This window comes from Streptomyces polyasparticus (genome assembly GCF_014493765.1).
GTDB lineage: Bacteria > Actinomycetota > Actinomycetes > Streptomycetales > Streptomycetaceae > Streptomyces > Streptomyces polyasparticus.
The window spans coordinates 209,923-230,756 of sequence record NZ_JACTVJ010000002.1 but is presented as its reverse complement, the minus strand read 5'-3'; the positions used below and the strand labels follow the sequence as shown (position 1 = coordinate 230,756).

The following is a 20,834-nucleotide window of genomic DNA, read 5'->3' as shown; positions in this document are numbered from 1 at the left end:
CCCAGAGCGCAGACGCACGTACAAGACGACCGTTTTACACACTCGTACTAGACAAGCGTTTATGACATCCGTACAGTCGCTGTCATGACGAACTCCCCGAGCACCACCCCGGCGCACGGCCCCGCATCCGAGAACGGTTCCGAGCGGGCAACTCGTAAGGAATGGACCGCACTTGGCGTGCTGATGCTGCCGCTGATGCTGGTCTCGATGGACGTCTCGGTCCTCTACTTCGCGATCCCCCAGATCACCGCGGACCTGGAGCCCTCCGGCACCCAGCAGCTGTGGATGTTCGACATCTACGCCTTCGTGCTCGCGGGCCTGCTGATCACGATGGGCTCGCTCGGCGACCGGATCGGCCGGCGCAAGCTGCTGCTCATCGGCGCCACGGCCTTCGGGGCGGCCTCCCTGCTCGCCGCCTACGCCCACACGGCGGAGGCGCTGATCGCGGCCCGCGCCCTGCTCGGCATCGGCGGCGCGACTCTGATGCCCTCCACGATGGCCCTGGTCAGGAACATGTTCCGGAACTCCGCCGAGCGCGCGAAGGCGATCGGCATCTGGTCGGGCGTGATGGTCTCGGGTATCGCGCTCGGCTCCGTGATGAGCGGCATCCTGGTCGAGCACTTCTGGTGGGGCTCGGTCTTCCTGGTCAACCTGCCCGCGATGGTGCTCCTGCTCGTCCTCGCACCGGTCCTGATCCCCGAGTTCAAGGACCCGAACCCGGGCCGCTTCGACTGGATCAGCGTTCCGCTCTCCATGGCCGCGGTGCTGCCGGTCGTCTACGGCCTGAAGGAGATCGCGGCCGAGGGCGTCGAGCTCCCGTACGTGGTGTGGGTGGCGGTCGGCCTGGTCTTCGCCGCCCTGTTCGTCCGGCGGCAGCGGACCAGCGCCTCGCCGATGATCGCGCCGGACCTGTTCCGCGGCCGCAGCGGCTTCGGCTCGGCCGTCACGCTCAACATGGTCTCAACGCTCGCGATGATGGGCTCCGCCTTCTTCACCACGCAGTATCTGCAGTCGGTTCTCGGCAAGTCCGCGCTCGAAGCCGCCCTTTGGGCACTCCTCCCCTCGGTCCTGATCGGCTTCGCGGCCCCGGTGGCGACGATGCTGGTGCAGCGCGGAGTGCACCGGGCGCATGTGGTGGCGTCCGGTTTCCTGGTCTCCACGGCGGGCTTCGGGGTGCTGCTCCTCGCCGGTACGGACTCGCTGTGGACGGTCCTGACGGCGGCGGGCGTGCTGGCGGCCGGCGCCGTGATCGTCGGCTCGCAACTCACGGATCTGGCCCTCGGCGCCGCCCCGGTGGAGAAAGCCGGCAGCGCCTCCTCGCTGATGGAGACGGGCACGGAGTTCGGCGGCGCGATGGGCATGGCGCTGCTCGGCTCGATCGGCACCGCGGTCTACCGGTCGGAGATCCCGTCCTCCGCCCCGGCGGAGGCCCAGGAGACGCTGGGCGGTGCGCTGGCCGTGGCACAGCACCTGCCGGAGCAGGCCGGATCGGCGCTCCTGACCTCGGCCCGCGAGGCCTTCACCAGCGGGATGCACGCGGCGGCGATCGCGGCGATGGTGCTGCTCGTGGGGGCGGCGGCCGCGGCTTCGGTCGCGCTGCGCCGCGTGCGCGTGCCCGAGCCCGCCGCGGCGAGCGACTGCGCGCTGCCGGCCGCGGACGAGGTACGGGTCTGACGCCGACGGAAAGCAGCCACGTGCACGGAATGCGGAACAGGCCGTCCGATTCTCGCTCTTGACGGCCCGTCACACCCGGCACCACGATGCCGTCACGCATCTCGCACAGCTCCAACGCCCTGCGGCCACAGTGGCCGCAGGGCGTCTCGTACGTTTCCGTCCCTGTCCTGCACGGAATCACGGAATCCGAATCGGAGCCCCCACATGAAGCTCTCCGCTCGCGACCGCACCCCTGGCGCCAGACGCCTGGCGGCCTGCACCCTCCTCGCCCTGGGCGGTCTGATCGCCTCCGCCGCTCCCCCGGCGCTCGCCGCACCCGCCGCCCCGGCACCCGCCGCCCTCGCGCCGAGCGCGCTGGCCGCACCCGACATCCCGCTCGCCAACGTCAAGGCGCACCTGTCGCAGTTCTCCTCCATAGCCGCCGCCAACGGCGGCAACCGCGCCCACGGCCGCACGGGATACAAGGCATCGCTCGAGTACGTGAAGGCCAAGCTGGACGCGGCCGGATTCACCACCTCCGTGCAGCAGTTCACGGCGAGCGGAGCCACCGGCTACAACCTCATAGCCGACTGGCCCGGCGGCGACCCGAACTCCGTCCTGATGGCCGGCTCCCACCTCGACAGCGTCAGCTCCGGAGCCGGCATCAACGACAACGGGTCCGGTTCGGCGGCCGTCCTGGAGACCGCGCTCGCCGTCTCGCGCGCGCAGCTGCAGCCGACGAAGCATCTGCGGTTCGCCTGGTGGGGCGCCGAGGAGCTGGGGCTGCTCGGCTCCAAGCACTACGTCAACAACCTGCCGGCCACCGAGCGTGCAAAGGTCTCCGGCTATCTGAACTTCGACATGATCGGCTCGCCGAATCCGGGCTACTTCGTCTACGACGACGACCCGGCCATCGAGAAGACCTTCAAGGACTACTTCACCGGAATCGGCGTACCGACCGAGATCGAGACCGAGGGCGACGGACGCTCCGACCACGCCCCGTTCAAGAGCGCCGGCATCCCCGTCGGCGGCCTGTTCACCGGTGCGAGCAACACCAAGACCAGCGCCCAGGCCCAGAAGTGGGGCGGTACGGCCGGCCAGGCCTTCGACCGCTGCTACCACTCGTCCTGCGACGGTACGGCGAACATCAACGACACCGCCCTTGACCGCAACAGCGACGCGGCGGCGCACGCCATCTGGACGCTGGGCACCGAACCGGCGGTCCCGCCGGGCGACGTCTACGAGAACACCACCGACGTCTCGATCCCCGACAACGGGGCCGCCGTCACCTCCACCATCACCGTCAGCGGCCGTACGGGGAACGCGCCCGCCACCCTCAAGGCCGGCGTGGACATCACGCACACCTGGCGCGGTGACCTGGTCGTCGACCTGGTGGCACCGGACGGCACGGCGTACCGCCTGAAGAGCTCCTCGTCCAACGACTCGGCGGACAACGTGATCGCCACGTACACCGTGAACGCCAGTGCCGAAGTCGCCAACGGCGACTGGAAGTTGCGGGTGCAGGACGTGGCCGCGCAGGACACCGGCCGGATCAACGGCTGGAAGCTGACCTTCTGACCTGTACGCGAAGGGGCCCGGCCCACCGTGACGGTGAGCCGGGCCCCTTCGGCGTACGGACCGGGAAGCCGGCGTAAGAACTACTCGGCCAGGTTGACCGACCGGGCCGAAACCGCCCCGATCTCCTCGGCCAGCTCCGAGAGCACACCGGCCGGCACCGTGTCGTCCACGGTCAGGACGGCGAGCGCCTCGCCGCCCTCCTCGGCGCGCGAGACCTGCATGCCCGCGATGTTGAGCCCGGCCTCGCCGAGCACACGGCCGACGGTGCCGACGACACCCGGGCGGTCGGCGTAACGCAGCACGACCATGTGGTCCGCGAGGGCCAGCTCGATCTCGTGCTCGCCGATGCCGACGATCTTCTGGTGGTGCTTGGGGCCGGCCAGCGTGCCGGACACGGACACCTCGTCGCCGCCCGAGAGCGTGCCGCGGACGGTGACCACATTGCGATGGTCCGGCGACTCGGACGAAGTGGTCAGGCGCACCTCGACACCGCGCTCCTGCGCGAACAGCGGGGCGTTCACGTACGACACGGTCTCGTCGACGACGTCCTCGAACACGCCCTTGAGCGCGGAGAGTTCGAGCACCTTGACGTCGTGCTGGGTGATCTCGCCGCAGACCTCGACGTCGAGGCGGACGGCCACCTCGCCGGCGAGGGCGGTGAAGATCCGGCCCAGCTTCTCGGCGAGCGGCAGACCCGGGCGTACGTCCTCGGCGATGACCCCGCCCTGGACGTTCACCGCGTCCGGCACCAGCTCGCCGGCGAGCGCGAGGCGCACCGACTTGGCGACGGCGATACCGGCCTTCTCCTGGGCCTCGTCCGTGGAGGCGCCGAGGTGCGGGGTGCAGACGACCTGGTCGAGCTCGAAGAGCGGGGAGTCCGTGCAGGGCTCCTTCGCGTACACGTCGAGGCCGGCGCCGGCGACGCGGCCCTCCTTGAGCGCGGAGTACAGCGCGGTCTCGTCGACGATCCCGCCGCGCGCGGCATTGACGATCCGCACGCTCGGCTTGACCTTGTGCAGCGCCTCGTCGCCGATGAGACCCAGGGTCTCGGGGGTCTTGGGCAGGTGCACGGTGATGAAGTCGGCGACCTCGAGCAGCTCGTCGAGGGTCAGGAGCTTCACGCCCATCTGCGCGGCGCGCGCGGGCTGTACGTAGGGGTCGTACGCCACGATCTTCATGCCGAAGGCCGACATGCGCTGGGCGACCAGGACACCGATCCGGCCGAGGCCGACGACGCCGAGGGTCTTCTCGCTGAGCTCGACGCCGGTGTACTTCGAGCGCTTCCACTCACCGTTCTTGAGCGCGGTGTTGGCCTGCGGGATGTTGCGCGCGGTGGCGACGAGCAGACCGCAGGCGAGCTCGGCGGCGGTCACGATGTTGGAGGTCGGTGCGTTGACGACCATGACGCCGGCCTTGGTGGCGGACGAGACGTCGACGTTGTCCAGACCGACACCGGCGCGGGCGACGACCTTCAGCTTCTTGGCGGCGGCGATGGCCTCGGCGTCGACCTTGGTGGCCGAGCGGATGAGGATGGCGTCGACCTCGGCGATGGCGGGCAGCAGCTCGGCCCGGTCGGCGCCGTTGCAGTGGCGGATCTCGAAGTCCGGACCGAGCGCGTCGACGGTCGCGGGCGACAGCTCTTCAGCGATGAGTACGACAGGTTTGCCGGTGGCAGCAGTGCTCACGTGTGTCCTCGCATGTTCCAGTGCAGGCGGCCGTCCCGTGGCCGCAGGCGGTGGATGAGCCGCGTAGAAGACGCACGACGCTGTGGGCCTGACGCGTATGTAGTTGAGCAGTGTAGTGGGGACTTAGGTCCCCAAATCCGCCAGAGCGTAAGGATCACTCGGACGTGGCTGGACAGCGTGTCCAGTTCTTGTACGAAGGGGCCGGACCCTTAAGGTCCGGCCCCGTCCGCAACAGGTCTTACGCCTCGGTGTCGACCCAGCTCATGAGCTTGCGCAGCTCCTTGCCGGTGGTCTCCAGGAGGTGGTTCTCGTCCTGCTTCTTGTACTCGTTGTACTTCGGCAGGCCGGCCTCGTACTCCTTCATCCAGTTGTTGGCGAAGGTGCCGTCCTGGATCTCGCCCAGGACCTTCTTCATCTCGGCCTTGGTCTGGTCCGTGATGATCCGCGGGCCGGTGACGTAGTCGCCCCACTCGGCGGTCTCGGAGATCGACCAGCGCATCTTCTCCAGGCCGCCCTCGTACATGAGGTCGACGATGAGCTTCAGCTCGTGCAGGCACTCGAAGTACGCGATCTCGGGCTGGTAGCCGGCCTCGACCAGCGTCTCGAAGCCCGCCTTGACCAGCGCGGAGGCGCCACCGCAGAGGACGGCCTGCTCACCGAACAGGTCGGTCTCGGTCTCCTCGGTGAAGGTGGTCTTGATGACGCCGGCGCGGGTGCCGCCGATGCCCTTGGCGTAGGAGAGGGCGAGCGCGAAGGCGTTGCCGGAGGCGTCCTGCTCGACGGCCGCGATACACGGAACGCCGCGGCCCTCCTCGAACTGACGGCGCACGAGGTGGCCCGGGCCCTTCGGGGCGACCATGCAGACGTCGACGTTCGCCGGGGGCTTGATGAAGTCGAAGCGGATGTTCAGGCCGTGGCCGAAGAACAGGGCGTCGCCGTCCTTGAGGTTGTCCTTGATGGACTCCTCGTAGACCTTGGCCTGGATCGGGTCCGGGACGAGGATCATGATGACGTCGGCCTCGGCGGCGGCCTCCGCGGGCGTCACCACGCGCAGGCCCTCTTCCTCGGCCTTCGCCTTGGACTTGGAGCCCTCGTGCAGACCGACGCGGACGTCGACGCCCGAGTCGCGCAGCGACAGCGCGTGGGCGTGGCCCTGGCTGCCGTATCCGATGACCGCGACCTTGCGGCCCTGGATGATGGACAGGTCGGCATCGGCGTCGTAGAACAGCTCGGCCACTTGGGATCTCTCCTTGCAGAATGCGGGTCTTCGCGGGGCGCCCCGGTTCGCACTCACAGTACGCGGGGCGTGGGTTTTTGGGATTTGCAGTCTCGGAATGCGGGCCTTAGGTCCCGGTGGTCGATGACCTAGGGCCCGCTTCCGATCGAGTTCTTCTACGGGCTGACCGGATCCGCCCGTACGGAATGACTCAGGCCGAGCGGTCCAGGGCCCGCAGCGAGCGGTCCGTGATGGAGCGCGAGCCGCGGCCGATGGCGATCGTGCCGGACTGGACGAGCTCCTTGATGCCGAACGGCTCCAGCATCTTGAGCATGGCCTCCAGCTTGTCGCTGGACCCGGTGGCCTCGATCGTGACGGCCTCGGGCGAGACGTCCACGGTCTTGGCGCGGAACAGCTGCACGATCTCGACGATCTGCGAGCGGGTCTCGTTGTCGGCGCGCACCTTCACCAGAACGAGTTCACGGGCGACGGCCGCGCCGGGCTCCAGCTCGACGATCTTCAGCACGTTGACGAGCTTGTTGAGCTGCTTGGTGACCTGCTCGAGCGGCAGGTCCTCGACGTTCACCACGATGGTGATACGGGAGATGTCGGGGTGCTCGGTGACACCCACCGCGAGCGAGTCGATGTTGAAGCCGCGGCGCGAGAACAGCGCGGCGATCCGGGCGAGGATGCCGGGGGTGTTCTCCACGAGAACGGAGAGCGTGTGCTTGGACATGGGTGAAGTTCCTTTATCCCTCTCTGCGTTCTCAGTCGTCCGCGCCGTCGCCGAAGTCCGGCCGGACGTCGCGGGCCGCCATGACCTCGTCGTTGGAGGTGCCGGCGGCGACCATCGGCCACACCTGGGCGTCCTCGTGGACGATGAAGTCGATGACGACGGGACGGTCGTTGATCTCGTTCGCCTTCTGGATGACGGCGTCGAGCTCGGCCGGGTCCTCACAGCGCAGGGCCACACAGCCCATGGCCTCGGACAGCTTCACGAAGTCGGGGACGCGGGTGCCCTTGCGCTCGCCCTCGCTGGCGCCGATCTGGGAGCCCGGGCTGTGGCCCGTCTTCTCGGCGTGCAGCACGGTGTTGGAGTAGCGGCCGTCGTAGAAGAGGTTCTGCCACTGGCGGACCATGCCGAGGGCGCCGTTGTTGATGATGGCGACCTTGATCGGGATGTTGTTCAGCGCGCAGGTGACCAGCTCCTGGTTGGTCATCTGGAAGCAGCCGTCGCCGTCGATCGCCCAGACCGTACGGGTCGGCTGGCCGGCCTTGGCGCCCATCGCGGCCGGGACCGCGTAGCCCATGGTTCCGGCGCCGCCGGAGTTGAGCCAGGTCGCGGGCTGCTCGTAGTCGATGAAGTGCGCGGCCCACATCTGGTGCTGGCCGACGCCCGCGGCGAAGATCGTGTCCTTCGGGGCGAGCTTGCCGATCCGCTCGATGACCTGCTGCGGGGCGAGCGAGCCGTCCTCGGGCTGGTCGTAGCTGAGCGGGTAGGTCTCGCGCCAGCGGTTGAGGTCCTCCCACCAGGCGCTGTAGTCACCGGAGTTGCCCTCGGCGGCCTCGGCCTGGATGGCCTGGATCAGATCGGCGATGACCTCGCGGGCGTCGCCCACGATCGGCACGTCGGCCGTGCGGTTCTTGCCGATCTCGGCGGGGTCGATGTCGGCGTGCACGACCTTCGCGTACGGGGCGAAGGAGTCCAGCTTGCCGGTGACGCGGTCGTCGAAGCGGGCGCCGAGGGCGACGATCAGGTCGGCCTTCTGCAGCGCGGTGACGGCGGTGACCGCACCGTGCATGCCCGGCATTCCCACGTGCAGCGGGTGGCTGTCGGGGAATGCGCCCAGTGCCATCAGGGTGGTGGTGACGGGCGCCTGGGTGAGTTCGGCGAGGACCTTCAGCTCGGCCGTGGCGTGGGCCTTGAGGACACCGCCGCCGACGTAGAGGATCGGGCGCTTGGCCTGGGTGATCAGCTTCGCGGCCTCGCGGATCTGCTTGGCGTGCGGCTTGGTCACCGGGCGGTAGCCGGGCAGGTCGGTCTGCGGCGGCCAGCTGAAGGTGGTCTTCGCCTGGAGCGCGTCCTTGGCGATGTCGACGAGGACGGGGCCCGGACGTCCGGTCGAGGCGATGTGGAAGGCCTCGGCGATGGTGTGCGGGATGTCCTCGGCCTTGGTGACCAGGAAGTTGTGCTTCGTGATCGGCATGGTGATGCCCACGATGTCGGCTTCCTGGAAGGCGTCGGTGCCGATCGCCTTGGAGGAGACCTGGCCGGTGATGGCGACCAGCGGGACCGAGTCCATGTGCGCGTCGGCGATCGGGGTCACCAGGTTGGTGGCGCCCGGGCCCGATGTCGCCATGCAGACGCCGACCTTGCCGGTGGCCTGCGCGTAACCCGTTGCGGCGTGGCCTGCGCCCTGCTCGTGGCGGACCAGGATGTGCCGGACCTTCGTGGAGTCCATCAGCGGGTCGTAGGCGGGCATGATCGCACCGCCGGGGATACCGAATACCGTCTCGGCCCCGACTTCCTCGAGCGAACGGATGAGGGACTGCGCGCCCGTGAGGTGCTCGACGGTGGCGGTCGGCTGCTGTCCAGAGGATCGGGGCCGCGGCTGCGGATGGGCCCCGGTGGCCTGCTCGGTCATCGGCGTCTCTTCTCGATGCTGAGGGTGGTTATGCGAGGTATGTCGAACTTACTGGCGGTGCCTGTGCAACAAAAAACCCCTCGTGCCCGGAGGCAAGCGAGGGGAGCGCGTCGGTGCGTTCGCTGAGCGTTTCTGGGGCTCAGCTTCAGCCGACGCGCTTTCCAAGTACGAGAATTCGGGTGCGCATGGCACTGACCCTCTCTCCAGCGCCTGGGCACTGTCAAGTGGGTGGGACGGCCGTCTCATTATGTGAGCGGACAACTGTCCCTCCTGCGAACACCGGCTCGATCGGACCGTGCGGCAACGGGTAGTGCCCGGCGGCCAGCGCGCGCCGCAGCCGGTACTCGTCGAGCGGTCCGGAGAAGGCCATGCCCTGTCCATGAGTACAGCCCATGGCGCGCAGCGCGACCACCTGCTCGGGCAGATCGACGCCCTCGGCCACGGACTGCAGGCCGAGATCACCCGCGATCTTCAGGAGGCCGCTGGTGATCTTGTGCAGTCTGGCCGACTCGACCACTCCCTCGACCAGGGAGCGGTCGAGTTTCAGTACGTCGACGGGGAGGCGGCGCAGTGCGGTGATGGCCGCATAGCCGTTGCCGAAGCCGTCCAGGGAGATGCGGACGCCGAGGCGGTGCAGGGCGGTCAGGCGGCGCTCAAGCTCGTCGAGCGGGATCCGCGGATCGTGGTCGGCGAGCTCGATGACCAGCGCGCCCGAGGGCAGTCCATGCCTGGTCAGGAGCGCTTCCACCGTGCCGAGCGGCATGGACCGGTCGAGCAGCCGCGCCGCGCTGATCCGTACGGACACGGGCACCGCATGGCCGGTGGCGCCGCGCTCGGCGGCCTGCTCCACGGCTTCCTCGAGCAGCCAGCGGCCGAGCTCGGCGGTGCGGTCGTTGTCCTCGGAGACCCGCAGGAACTCCGCCGGCGTGAACAGGATCCCCTGCGCACTGCGCCAGCGCGCCTGGGCTGCGACCGCGGTGATACGTCCGGTGTCCAGGCGTACGACCGGCTGGTGCAGGAGCGCGAACTCGCCCTCGTGCAGGGCCGATCGCAGCCTGGTGGCGAGCTCGGCCTTGCGGACGACCTCGGCCTTCATCTGGGGTGCGAACAGCACCACGCGGCCCTTGCCCGCGGCCTTCGCGCGGTACATCGCCAGGTCCGCGTTGCGCAGCAGATCGCCTGCCGTGATGCCCGGTTCGGCGAAGGCCACACCGATCGAGGCGGCCACACGGACATTGCTGCCGTCCACCTCGTACGGCTGCGAGAGCGTGAGCCTGAGGCGGTCGGCGAGCTCCTGGATATGGCGCTCGCGGGCGGCGCCGTCCCGGCTGCCGTCGCCCACGATCAGGGCCGCGAACTCGTCGCCGCCGAGGCGGGCGGCGGTGTCCCCTTGCCGTACGGATTCATCGAGGCGGCGGGCGGCTTGGACGAGGAGGTCGTCGCCCGCCTGATGGCCGAGCCGGTCATTGACCGCCTTGAAGCCGTCGAGGTCGATGAAGAGCACGGCGGTGCCGCGGTCGGTGGCCCGCCGGCCGTGCAGGGCCTGGCCCACGCGCTTGGTGAACAGGGCGCGGTTGGGCAGGTCGGTGAGGGGGTCGTGCTCGGCATTGTGCTGCAACTGGGCCTGCAGACGGACCCGTTCGGTCACGTCGCGGCTGTTGAAGAGCAGGCCGCCGCCCTGGTGGCGGTTGACCGTGGACTCCACATTGAGCCAGTCGCCCGTGCCGGACTTGAAGCGGCACTCGATCCGCGTGGTGGGCTCCTCGAGCGGGCTCGCCGTGAGGAAGCGGCGGATCTCGTGCGCCACCCGGCCGAGGTCCTCGGGGTGGATGAGATCGGCGAGCTCGGTGCCCTTGAGCTCCTCCGCACTGCGCCCCCAGACACCGGAGGCCGCCGGGCTGACGTAGTGCAGTATGCCGCTGGGCGCGGCGATCATGATCACATCGCTGGAGCCCTGGACCAGGGAGCGGAAGTGGTTCTCCTTCTGGGCCAGTTCCTGGGTGAGCGTCATGTTGTCGAGGAGCATGATGGCCTGGCGCACGACCAGGGCGAGCACCACCGTGCAGGCCGTGAAGAGCACGACGCGGTCGACGCTGCGGCCGTCGAGGGTGTTGTAGAGGATCCCCAACGTGCAGACGGCGGCGGCCAGATAGGGCGTGAGCGCGGAGATCGAGCCGCCGATGCCGCGCTGCTGGCTGCTGCGCCGCACCACACGCGGATACTCCGGGGCCTGCCCGGGACGGGTCGACACCCAGGGTGCGTACGCGAGGAGCAGGGAGCCCGCGAACCAGCCGGCGTCGAGCAGCTCGCCCGAGCGGTAGGTCTCCTTGAGCAGCGGCGAGGTGAACAGCGCGTCGCACATCACGGTCAGTGCGAGAGCGGCGATCGCGGTGTTGATGGCCGAGCGGTTGGCGGAGGAGCGCCGGAAGTGCAGCGCGAGCACCATGCTCACGAGCACGATGTCGAGCAGCGGATACGCGAGGTCGAGCGCCGCGTGCGGGACGGTGCGGCCGTCCACCTGGGAGTTGTGCGCGAGGGCCAGGCTCCACGACAGCGTGAGCAGCGAGCCGCCGATCAGCCAGGAGTCGAGGGCGAGGCAGACCCAGCCGGCGCGCGTGACGGGCCTCTTGGCGAGGACGAGCAGGCCGACGATCGCGGGCGGCGCGAAGCACAGGAAGAACACATCGGCGATGCTGGGGCTCGGCACCTCGATGCCGAGCACCACCTCGTACCAGCCCCATACGGCGTTGCCGAGCGCGGCCATCGCGGACGAGAGGGCGAAAAGGAGCCAGGCGGGTCGAAAACGGCTCTCCTGGCTGCGTCCGTAGAGGAAGCAGGAGACGGCGGCCGTGGCGGCGGCGGCGCTCAGGCCGAAGTCGCCCATGATCAGAGCGAGTTGGGGCGAGCCCCAGCCGAGGGCGGAGCCGATCGCATAACCCGCGCAGAGCAGCGCGAGCACCAACTGGGACATCAGGCCCGCCCTGCCGCCCCATGGTGCGACACGACGGTTCATCAGCACCCCCGGGGAGCTCACCGGGCCGCCCGGACCGGCCTCGTCGGCCGCGGCGGCCGGGTGCTCGCATCCGGCGTCCGGCTCGCCCGTCTGCGGCCCGTCGGCGCATGCGAGGGCCGTCGTCGGCGGTCCTGCCGCGTAGGAATGATCGTCCATAGGCCGTGCATCGCCCGTCGCCCCCCTCGCAGTTCGGTGCCTTCCGTGTGTCCCCGGCGTCTCCGGCACACGCTGTGCTCTCCCGGGCGGATTCACTGTCCTCTCCCGGTGGTTTCCCGGCGCCGAACGGTCCACGGCGCAGCCCCAGTCGGGACGATACACCAGTCTCGTCACTCAGGGACATAGTTCCTCTACGCTCCGTGACGACCAGCGGCGCAACCGGCACCCGGTGCACGGAAAATGTTGCAGAGCGTACCGAGGTGGGGGCGCTCCGTACGACTCGGGTGCAGTGTGTCCGAACTTCGGTGGCTGTATGGGGTGTTCGGGGGACTTGGGGCGCGCGGGGTGCCGGTTGCGCCTGCTACGCGGTGGACTCGGCGGTCTCCGTGGTGAGCACGACGTTGTCCAGGGGCTCCCCTGCGGCGAACTTGGTGAGCTGACCGGCGAGCAGCCGCTTCGCGCGCGGCTCGAACGCCGAGGTGGAGCCGCCGACATGAGGGCTGATCAGCAGGTTCGGGGCATGCCACAGCGGGTGCCCCGCGGGCAGCGGCTCGGGGTCGGTGACGTCGACCGCGGCCCTGATGCGGCCCGTCTCCAGCTCCGCGAGCAGCGCCTTGGTGTCGACCACGGCGCCGCGGGCGACGTTCACCAGGAGTGCGCCGTCCTTCATGCGCGCGAGAAAGTCCGCACCGGCCAGGTGCCTGGTGGCTTCCGTCAGGGGCGTGGAGAGGATCACCACGTCGGCCTCGGGAAGCAGGCGGGGCAGCTCGCCGAGCGGATGCACGGGGCCGCGCTCCGTGGTGCGTGCGGAGCGCGCGACGCGCGCCACCCGCGCGCACTCGAAGGGCGCGAGCCGGTCCTCGATGGCGGCGCCGATCGAGCCGTAGCCGACGATCAGGACGGACTTGTCGGCGAGCGCCGGATAGAACCCGGACCGCCACTCCTCCTGCTGCTGCCCCTGGACGAAGCCGGGGATACCCCGCAGCGAGGCGAGGACGAGTGCGAGCGTCAGCTCCGCGGTGGAGGCCTCGTGGACCCCCCTGGCGTTGCACAGGCGTACGCCGGGACGCAGTGCGCCGAGCCCGCCCTGCACATGGTCGACGCCCGCGGAGAGGGTATGCACGACCTGGACGGATGCCATCGCGGGCATCGGCCGTACGGCGATCTCGGGGCCCTTCATATAGGGGACGACATAGAAAGCGCAGTCGGCGGGATCGGCCGGGAAGTCCGGGTCGCCGTCCCAGAAGTGGTAGTTCAGGCCCTGCGGCAGGCCTGCGATCTCGTCGGCGGGAAACGGGAGCCATACGTCTGCGGTCATGGTCAGGAGGCTAATCGGCTCGGGGCCGCGGGAGGCGGGCGGGAGGCGGGGGGTTAGTTTGGGGGCCGTCGGTCGAAGGGGAGGCACAGCCAGGTGGAGCGCAGGACGGTCGGCGCGGCGGCACTCGAAGTCGGCGCGATCGGACTCGGCTGTATGCCGATGAGCTGGGCGTACACCGCTTCACAGCAGTACGGCGACGAGTCGTTGCGGGCCGTGCACACCGCGCTCGACGCGGGGGTGTCACTGCTCGACACGGCGGACATGTACGGACCGTTCACCAACGAGCTGCTGCTCGGGCGGGTGTTGAAGGAGCGTCGGGCGGACGCCTTCGTGTCGACGAAGGTCGGGCTGCTCGTCGGCGAGCAGCACATCGTCGCCAACGGCCGCCCCTCCTATGTGAAGCGGGCCTGCGATGCCTCGCTGCGCCGCCTGGGGACCGATGTGATCGACCTCTACCAGCTGCATCGCGCCGACCCCGAGGTCCCCGTCGAGGAGACCTGGGGGGCGATGGCGGAGCTGGTGACCGCGGGCAAGGTGCGCTCGCTCGGGCTGTGCGCGGTGGGGGCGCGGGCCGGACGGCGGCCCGGGGCGCGGCTGCACGACGCGACGATCCGTCAACTGGAGCGCGTACAGCAGGTGTTCCCGGTGAGCGCGGTCGAGGCCGAGCTGTCGGTGTGGTCGCCCGAGGCGCTGGACGCGCTGCTTCCGTGGTGTGCGGCGAGGGGTGTGGGGTTCCTGGCGGCGATGCCGCTCGGGAACGGGTTCCTCACCGGGACGCTGACTCCGGGTTCCGGTTTCGAATCGGACGACGTACGGGCCAGGCATCCCCGGTTCACCGCCGAGATGATGGCCGCGAACCAGCCGATCGTCGCCGGTCTGCGGCGGATCGCCGAGCGGCACGAGGCCACGCCGGCGCAGGTGGCGCTGGCGTGGGTGCTCAGCCGTGGGCGCGATGTCGTACCGGTGCCGGGGACGAAGCGGGCGGCCTGGGCGGCGGAGAACGCCGGGGCCGCGGGGGTGCGGCTGACCGGGGGCGACCTGCGGGAGATCGCGGAGCTGCCGTCCGGGGTGGGGTCCTGGGAGTGAGGCTCCGGGCGTTCCTGGGAGTGAGGCCCCGGACGTTCCTGGGATTGAGGCGCCGGAAGTAAGGGATCGGGCGGGCCCTTGTGAGGCGGCTGTTCGGGTTCGGGATCGGTCGCCGGTTGTGGGAACCCGGGCGGCGTGATCGGTGTATGAACGGTAGGAACTCGATCGCCGAAGGGACCTCCGCTGTGCAACGAACCGCAGTACCCGCCGTGTTGGCCGCCGCAGTGCTGCTGCTGTCCGCCTGTTCGGGAGACGGCGACGATCCGCCCGCCAAGGAGAGCAACTCCGCGTCGAGTCCGGGGAAGGCCGGTGAGTCCTCGCGTCCCGCCGACCCGGATCTGCCGCCGGCCAAGGGCTCGGCGAAGGTGGTCAAGACCCTCGCCAAGGATCTCAAGTCGCCCTGGGGCCTTGCCGCGCTGCCCGACGGAGACCTGCTCGTCTCCTCGCGCGACGAGGCCACGATCACCCGGATCGACGCGGAGAGCGGCAAGAAGACCGAGGTCGGACCGGTGCCGGGGGTGGCGCCCGAAGGCGAGGGCGGACTGATGGGGCTGGCTCTCTCCCCCTCGTACGCCTCGGACCACTATGTGTACGCGTACTTCACGACCGCGTCGGACAACCGCATCGCGCGGTTCCAGTACGACGAGAAGAAGCCGGCCGGCAGCCGGCTGGGCGCTCCGGACACGGTGCTCAGGGGCATCCCCAAGGGGACGAACCACAATGGCGGGCGGATCGCCTTCGGCCCGGACAAGATGCTGTACGCGGGCACGGGCGAGACCGGCGACACCGGGCTCTCCCAGGACAAGTCCTCGCTCGGCGGCAAGATTCTGCGGATGACGCCCGAAGGCGAGCCGGCGCCGGGCAATCCGGCGGCGGACTCGGTGGTGTACTCCTGGGGCCACCGCAATGTGCAGGGCCTCGCCTTCGACAAGGAACAGCGCCTGTGGGCGGCCGAGTTCGGCCAGGACACCTGGGACGAGCTGAATCAGATCGGCCCCGGCAAGAACTACGGCTGGCCCGACGTCGAGGGCAAGGGCGACGAGGGCTCGGAGTTCGTCGATCCCGTCGAGCAGTGGTCGACGAGCGACGCCTCCCCCAGCGGCATCGCGTGGGCCGAGGGCTCGATCTGGATGGCGGGCCTGCGCGGGGAACGCCTGTGGCGCATCCCGCTGGACGGCGCCAAGTCCCTGGCCGAACCGCAGGCCTTCCTCGAGGGCGAGTACGGCCGCCTGCGCACGGTGCTCCCCGCAGGCGGAAACCGTCTGTACGTCGTGACCAGCGAGACGGATGGGCGGGGGTCTGCTGAGGGTGGGGACGACCGGGTGTTGGTGGTGGAGGTGGAGTGAGAGGGGCTGGTTGAGGGGGGTGTCCGTCCTCGTGCCCCTGGCCGCCGCCGAGGGCTTTGCGGCGGGGCTGGTCGTGCTGGGTGCGGGCCTCGTCGCCGTTACGCGGAGTCCTGGTCTTCCGTCTGGGCCGGGACGCGGATGACGACCTTGCCCGAGGTGAGGTCTATCGGGCCCCGGCCGGGGTCGCCGTCATTGAGGTCGACCTTGGTGAGCTCGAGGCGCCTGCGCTCCTCGTCGGTGTGCTTGCGTCCGGGGTTGAAGAGCTCCTCGATCAGGTTGAACATCTGGCCCTCCTCGGGCTCGCCTGTGTCCACCCAACGAACTCCGGACCGCCGAAATTCCCGGGAGCACGGTCGGCGATGAGTTTCGCCGCCTCAAGCCGTCCTACCTGGTGAAGTCTCATTCTTGGCGAAATGCCCGAATCCGAAGTGAAGGTTTCTGGATTCCGGGATCCCCGGAAAGGCGGTTTCCACGATGGACAAGCAGTTCGAGGCGACCCTGCAGAAGAGCCCGGCCAAGGGCGGCTGGACCTATGTCGTATGGCCCGAGTCGGCCACGTTCTTCGGCACGCGCGGCCTGGTCAAAGTGCGTGGCACGATCGACGGTCATCCGTTCCGCAGCTCGTTCATGGCGATGGGCGACGGCACGCACAAGCTGCCGGTGAAGGCGGACGTGCGCAAGGCGATCGGGAAGGAGGAAGGGGACTCCGTGACCGTGCGTCTGGAGGAGCGGCTGGAGACCTGAGACCGCGGCGGGCCGGGGCCTGCGCCCCGGCCTCAGCCCGCAGACGACGGCCTCAGCCTTCCGGCAACCCCGGCCCCAGCCCTCCGGCAACCCCGGCCCCAGCCCTCCGCCCCGCCTCAGCCCGCGAACAACCGCAGCCGGTGCGCGAGCGCCGCCGCCTCCCCGCGGCCGGCGACGCCCAGCTTGGCCAGGATGTTGGAGACGTGGACGCTGGCCGTCTTCGGTGAGATGAACAGGGACTCGGCTATCTGACGGTTGGTGTGGCCCTGGGCCACCAGAGCGAGCACGTCACGTTCACGGCTGGTGAGGCCGAAGGTCTCCAAGGGATCGTCCGCGGCCCGATCCGGGACCGGGACGGTCGCATGGCCCTCCAGGGCGAGACGGGCGCGCTGGGCGAGCAGCGAGATGTCCTCGAGGAGGGGCTTCGCGGACAGCGGTTCCGCCACCTTGCGGGCCGCAAGGAGCAGGTCGGCGGCGCGGGCACGGGTCTCTTCGTCGCCTCCGGCGGACAGCAGCGACTCCGCATGGCGGTAGCGGACGCGGGCCAGACCGAACGGGCGCTCACAGGCCTCGAAAAGCTCGGCCACCTCGGCCCAGTCCTCGGGGGTCGCCCGGTCCTCGGCCCGCAGCAGCTCCGCACGGACCCACCGCTCGTACCCCTGCCACACCGGCACGGGCGTGGCCACGGTCTTCGCGGCGCGGCGGATGATGTCGATCGCCTTGGCCCGGCCGGGCTCGGCGGCGGGCAGACCGCGGGCGTCCGCCTCCGCCGTCGCCCCCACCAGGAGCAGCGGCCAGGCATAGCGCTGGGTGCCGGGGGCGAGCCCCTGCTCCAGGATCTGCGCCAACTCGGCGCGCAGATCCGCGATCCGGCCCTCCCCCGCCGCCACCCCCAGCGAGAGGCGGGCGATCGGGAGGGCGTACTGCGGCTGCGGGGCATGGCTGCCGTACAGCCTGCGGGCCTCGGCGAGATGGGCGGCAGCGGCATCCCACTCGCCGCGGTACAGCGCGAGCCGGGACAGCCGTTCGCTGGCCCCCACCCTCGGCTTGGCGCCGGTGGTGGTGCAGCCGACCTGGGCGACGGCGTCCACCGCCTCGTCCCACAGCCCGTAACTGACCAGTGATTCCGCGAGGTTGGCCCAGACCCAGCCCTCGCCGTCGGACAGACCGTAGCGCCGGCAGAACGCGATGCCCTCGCGGGCGTACGCGATGGCCTCGGCCGAGCGTCCGACGCTCTCGAGCGCGTGCGGCAGGTTGACATGCACCCGGGCGAGATCCCTGGTGAGGTGGCCGCCGGCGATCCGGTCGCGGACGGTCAGCATGCGGGCGATGCCCTTCTCGATGTCGCCGGACTCCACGAGCAGTCCGGCGAGGGTGAGCTGGGCATTGGCCTCGATGTCCTCGGCACCGACCATCCGGGCGTACTCCACGGCCCGTTCGGCCGCGAGCAACGCCTCCGGGCCGGGGGAATGCAGCGCGCCCCAGCTCGCGTGGTGGGTGAGGATCTCGGCGTGCACCGCCGACGGTTCGTGCCCCCGAAGCAGCTCCTCGGCGCGGGTGATCTCCGCCCGGCCGTCGCCGCGTCCCAGGGAGGACATCAGCCAGCCCTTCTGGTTCCAGAACCAGGCCTGGCGCAGCGGATCGGAGTCCTCGTCCAGGAGCCGCAGGGCGCGCTTGGTGATCTTCAGCGCGCGCTCGCGTTCGCCGCAGAAGCGGCCGGCGACCGCCGCTTCCGCCATCAGGTCCAGGTACTGCAGGGGCTTGGTCGCGGGGTCGCAGCCGCAGGGCGGGTACGCCTCCGTGAAGTCCACGGGCCGCAGCGTCGAGCGGACCTCGTCGCCGGCCAGGTCCCAGAGCTCCATGGCCCGTTCGAGCAGCCGCAGTTGCTCCGCGAAGGCATAGCGCCGGCGCGCCGCGACCGCCGCCGTGAGCGTGGCGGGCAGCGCCTTGTTCGCGTCCTTCGCGCTGTACCAGTAGCTGGCCAGGCGCGGGGCGTGCTCGTCGGCGCGGATCAGGGTGGGGTCGGCCTCGAGGGCCTCCGCATAGCGGCGGTTGAGGCGGGAGCGCTCGCCGGGCAGCAGATCGTCGCTGATGGCCTCGCGTACGAGCGAGTGCCGGAAGCGGTAGCCGTCGCCGTCGGGTGCGGCGAGCAGGATGTTGGCGCCGACGGCCGCGCGCAGGGCCTCGATCAGTGCGTCCTCGCCGAGTCCGGCGACGGCGGCGAGCAGCTCGTACTCGACCGTGGAGCCGCCCTCGGCGACCACACGGACCACGCGCTGCGCATGCTCGGGCAGCGCCTCCACCCGTACGAGCAGCAGGTCGCGCAGGGTCTCCGGCATGACGTGGTCGCAGTCGTCCCCGGAGCAGGCGAGCTCCTCGACGAAGAAGGCATTGCCGTCGGAGCGCTCGAACACCCGATCCACCAGGGCCTCTTCGGGCGTGGCCGCGAGAATCCCGGCGAGCTGCCGGCGCACCTCGCCGCGGGTGAAGCGGGAGAGCTCGATGCGCCGCAGGGTGCGCAGCCGGTCGAGTTCGGCGAGCAGCGGGCGCAGCGGGTGGCGGCGGTGGATGTCGTCGGAGCGGTACGAGGCGATGACGACCAGGCGGCCGCTGCGCAGCGTACGGAAGAGATAGGTGAGGAGATGGCGGGTGGAGGCATCCGCCCAGTGGAGGTCTTCGAGGACGAGCACGACGGGCCGCTCGGCGGCCACCCGTTCCAGGAGGCGCACGGTGAGCTCGAAGAGGCGCGCCATACTCTCCTCCTCGCCCTCCTGGGCACGGAGCGGAGTGCCGCGGCCCGGTGCCGACAACTCGGGGAGCAGCCGCGCGAGTTGTTCCTCCTGGCCGGCCGCGGCGGCGGCCAGCTCGTCGGGGAGCTGGCGGAGCAGGGAGCGCAAAGCGGCGGAGAACGGGGCGAACGGGAGTCCCTCCGCGCCGATTTCGACGCATCCGCCCAGCGCCACGACGGCGTGTTCCTTCACCGCGCCGGCACAGAACTCCTCCAGGAGCCTGGTCTTGCCCACGCCCGCCTCGCCGGCGAGCAGCAATGCCTGTGGCTCGCCGGCGGTGGCGCGGGCGAGCGCTTCCTTCAATACGGTCAATTCCCCTGCGCGGCCTACGAACACGGGGCTGACGGACCTGGTCTCCACAGCGCCGAGCATCGCACGCAGGTCCGACAGCGCGGGACCCTCCATGGGCATGACCCCTGTCACCTGCGGTGATACCGCGTTCTCACGTTCCCACGCAGAAGCCCCGCGGTCGGGCCCGTGCTCCGGGCCGGCCGCGGGGCCGGTGTCTGCTGTCGTGCTCATCCGCGTACTCCCCGCCGCTCAGGCGGCGCGTGCGAACCGGAACCTGCGGGCCGCGTGGCTCACCCGCCCCTCGCCATCCTGGTGTGCATGACGGCCCGAGCGGCGGGCCTTGCGGGCCTCGGAGGCCTTGCGACCCTGAGCGGCCTCGCGGAGGAGGTCGGCCTGGCGCAGCTGCTGCATCTCGTACTCGAACATGGTGTTCCCCTTGGGAGTCAGTGGCCGGTTTCCCGGCCTCTCGGCGGCCGGTTTTCGTTTCCGGCCTCTCGCTCTCTGCGATGTCTCAACTCTCTCGTCCCAGGGGGGTCCGCCACATCGGGAGAACGCCGCATCTCCAGGTCCCGGATGCCTTAGGCCTCGGCCTCAGACGCCTTAGACGGGCCTGAGCCCCCTGGATCCGTGGGGATTCAGGGGGCTCAGAGGGCCTTAGGGGGCAGTATGCGGCGGCCTCAGGCGAGTTACGAGGTGGAAGGCAGCCCCATGAAGAGGTCCAGGTACTTGGCCACGGCGAGGAGCAGCCCGATGACGCCGAGCGCCACACCGGCCCAGGCGACGGACTTGACCCACGGTGCCTGGACGACCCGGCCCGGCGCACCGAACGCGGGCCGGGCGAGCACGAACGCGCCGACCAGCAGGGCGAGCAGCGCGAAGGCGCCGCCCACCAGGGCGGTGGCGTGCCAGGCGTTCCCGTACACGGCCTCGACCTGCTTGGCGACACTGGCGGTGCTGGAGGTCTCCAGCTGGCCGACCAGGGAGGCGCGCGCGGAGGCGATGGTGCCGACCCAGCTGCCGGTGAGCGCGACGATGCCGAGCCCCGCGGAGACGACGGCCGCGGCGCCCTGGCCCACGCCCGGGGCGGCCGGGGTCTCCTGCTCGGCGGGGTGGTCGAGGTGCTCGGCGTCGTCGTCGGCAGCGTCCTCCGCCGTGCCGTCAGCCGCCACGGACGCCTCGGCGGACGCCTCGACGCCCTCCTCCGCGTCCGCCTCGACGACCGCCTCGTCCCGCTGGTCCTGCGTCCCGTCCTGCTGGTCCTTCGTCGCGGCGTCCGTCTCGCGCTTCTCGATCTCAGTACTCATGAACCGCACG

15 protein-coding genes are annotated in these 20,834 nt (G+C 70.3%); 5 read left to right on the top strand and 10 right to left on the bottom strand.

The window, feature by feature from the left end; translation table 11 throughout:
* Positions 1-66: 66 nt before the first annotated feature.
* On the top strand, positions 67-1,674 hold the full coding sequence (locus H9Y04_RS03060; protein WP_308800851.1) for an MFS transporter: 1,608 nt from the start codon (positions 67-69) through the stop codon (positions 1,672-1,674).
* A 204-nt stretch (positions 1,675-1,878) separates the two neighbouring features.
* On the top strand, positions 1,879-3,231 hold the full coding sequence (locus tag H9Y04_RS03055) for a M28 family peptidase (RefSeq protein ID WP_187812058.1): 1,353 nt from the start codon (positions 1,879-1,881) through the stop codon (positions 3,229-3,231).
* A gap of 80 nt (positions 3,232-3,311) precedes the next feature.
* Here the strand turns inward: H9Y04_RS03055 and serA are convergent, their stop codons facing one another.
* From serA to H9Y04_RS03025, 6 genes are all read right to left on the bottom strand, one after another.
* A complete protein-coding gene (serA, locus tag H9Y04_RS03050) occupies positions 3,312-4,916 on the bottom strand; it encodes a phosphoglycerate dehydrogenase (RefSeq protein WP_187812057.1) in 1,605 nt (534 codons plus the stop codon).
* Positions 4,917-5,154: 238 nt separating this feature from the next.
* Positions 5,155-6,153, bottom strand: a complete 999-nt coding sequence (gene ilvC / locus H9Y04_RS03045; RefSeq protein WP_187812056.1) for a ketol-acid reductoisomerase — start codon at positions 6,151-6,153, stop codon at positions 5,155-5,157.
* 190 nt (positions 6,154-6,343) lie between these two features.
* Positions 6,344-6,868, bottom strand: a complete 525-nt coding sequence (ilvN, locus tag H9Y04_RS03040; protein ID WP_165335652.1) for an acetolactate synthase small subunit — start codon at positions 6,866-6,868, stop codon at positions 6,344-6,346.
* 31 nt (positions 6,869-6,899) lie between these two features.
* Positions 6,900-8,777: an acetolactate synthase large subunit gene (locus H9Y04_RS03035; RefSeq protein ID WP_187812055.1), complete on the bottom strand. Its 1,878-nt coding sequence runs from the start codon at positions 8,775-8,777 to the stop codon at positions 6,900-6,902.
* 220 nt (positions 8,778-8,997) lie between these two features.
* The gene (locus tag H9Y04_RS03030; protein WP_187812141.1) at positions 8,998-11,790 is read right to left on the bottom strand and encodes a putative bifunctional diguanylate cyclase/phosphodiesterase; all 2,793 of its coding nucleotides are present in this window, start codon (positions 11,788-11,790) and stop codon (positions 8,998-9,000) included.
* Between the two features lie 517 nt (positions 11,791-12,307).
* Complete coding sequence (locus H9Y04_RS03025; protein WP_187812054.1) at positions 12,308-13,264, bottom strand: 2-hydroxyacid dehydrogenase; 957 nt, start codon at positions 13,262-13,264, stop codon at positions 12,308-12,310.
* Between the two features lie 93 nt (positions 13,265-13,357).
* On the opposite strand from H9Y04_RS03025, the gene H9Y04_RS03020 reads away from it, so the two are divergent.
* Together H9Y04_RS03020 and H9Y04_RS03015 are read left to right on the top strand one after the other, a co-directional pair.
* Complete coding sequence (locus H9Y04_RS03020; RefSeq protein WP_187812053.1) at positions 13,358-14,350, top strand: aldo/keto reductase; 993 nt, start codon at positions 13,358-13,360, stop codon at positions 14,348-14,350.
* 146 nt (positions 14,351-14,496) lie between these two features.
* On the top strand, positions 14,497-15,696 hold the full coding sequence (locus H9Y04_RS03015; protein ID WP_187812052.1) for a PQQ-dependent sugar dehydrogenase: 1,200 nt from the start codon (positions 14,497-14,499) through the stop codon (positions 15,694-15,696).
* 98 nt (positions 15,697-15,794) lie between these two features.
* Here H9Y04_RS03015 and H9Y04_RS03010 read toward each other — a convergent pair whose 3' ends face one another.
* A complete protein-coding gene (locus H9Y04_RS03010; RefSeq protein ID WP_187812140.1) occupies positions 15,795-15,980 on the bottom strand; it encodes a DUF6191 domain-containing protein in 186 nt (61 codons plus the stop codon).
* Between the two features lie 190 nt (positions 15,981-16,170).
* Here H9Y04_RS03010 and H9Y04_RS03005 point away from each other — a divergent pair, with 190 nt between their 5' ends.
* Positions 16,171-16,440 carry a DUF1905 domain-containing protein gene (locus H9Y04_RS03005; RefSeq protein ID WP_187812051.1) on the top strand — a complete coding sequence of 90 codons (270 nt, stop codon included), beginning with the start codon at positions 16,171-16,173 and terminating at the stop codon, positions 16,438-16,440.
* 116 nt (positions 16,441-16,556) lie between these two features.
* Here H9Y04_RS03005 and H9Y04_RS03000 read toward each other — a convergent pair whose 3' ends face one another.
* The 3 genes from H9Y04_RS03000 to H9Y04_RS02990 form a co-directional block, all read right to left on the bottom strand.
* Positions 16,557-19,751, bottom strand: a complete 3,195-nt coding sequence (locus H9Y04_RS03000; RefSeq protein ID WP_438818066.1) for a helix-turn-helix transcriptional regulator — start codon at positions 19,749-19,751, stop codon at positions 16,557-16,559.
* An 18-nt stretch (positions 19,752-19,769) separates the two neighbouring features.
* A complete protein-coding gene (locus H9Y04_RS02995) occupies positions 19,770-19,946 on the bottom strand; it encodes a hypothetical protein (protein WP_187812050.1) in 177 nt (58 codons plus the stop codon).
* A gap of 260 nt (positions 19,947-20,206) precedes the next feature.
* The gene (locus H9Y04_RS02990) at positions 20,207-20,824 is read right to left on the bottom strand and encodes a hypothetical protein (protein ID WP_187812049.1); all 618 of its coding nucleotides are present in this window, start codon (positions 20,822-20,824) and stop codon (positions 20,207-20,209) included.
* Positions 20,825-20,834 lie beyond the last annotated feature (10 nt).

Excerpts from the sequence above, each read along its gene's own strand:
- H9Y04_RS02990 (WP_187812049.1), bottom strand. The coding sequence starts at position 20,824 with ATGAGTACTGAGATCGAGAAGCGCGAGACGGACGCCGCGACGAAGGAC.
- H9Y04_RS03005 (WP_187812051.1), top strand. The coding sequence starts at position 16,171 with ATGGACAAGCAGTTCGAGGCGACCCTGCAGAAGAGCCCGGCCAAGGGC.
- H9Y04_RS03025 (WP_187812054.1), bottom strand. The coding sequence starts at position 13,264 with ATGACCGCAGACGTATGGCTCCCGTTTCCCGCCGACGAGATCGCAGGC.
- H9Y04_RS02995 (WP_187812050.1), bottom strand. The coding sequence starts at position 19,946 with ATGTTCGAGTACGAGATGCAGCAGCTGCGCCAGGCCGACCTCCTCCGC.
- H9Y04_RS03000 (WP_438818066.1), bottom strand. The coding sequence starts at position 19,751 with ATGAGCACGACAGCAGACACCGGCCCCGCGGCCGGCCCGGAGCACGGG.
- H9Y04_RS03015 (WP_187812052.1), top strand. The coding sequence starts at position 14,497 with ATGAACGGTAGGAACTCGATCGCCGAAGGGACCTCCGCTGTGCAACGA.
- ilvN (WP_165335652.1), bottom strand. The coding sequence starts at position 6,868 with ATGTCCAAGCACACGCTCTCCGTTCTCGTGGAGAACACCCCCGGCATC.
- H9Y04_RS03030 (WP_187812141.1), bottom strand. The coding sequence starts at position 11,790 with ATGAACCGTCGTGTCGCACCATGGGGCGGCAGGGCGGGCCTGATGTCC.
- H9Y04_RS03010 (WP_187812140.1), bottom strand. The coding sequence starts at position 15,980 with ATGTTCAACCTGATCGAGGAGCTCTTCAACCCCGGACGCAAGCACACC.
- H9Y04_RS03035 (WP_187812055.1), bottom strand. The coding sequence starts at position 8,777 with ATGACCGAGCAGGCCACCGGGGCCCATCCGCAGCCGCGGCCCCGATCC.
- H9Y04_RS03055 (WP_187812058.1), top strand. The coding sequence starts at position 1,879 with ATGAAGCTCTCCGCTCGCGACCGCACCCCTGGCGCCAGACGCCTGGCG.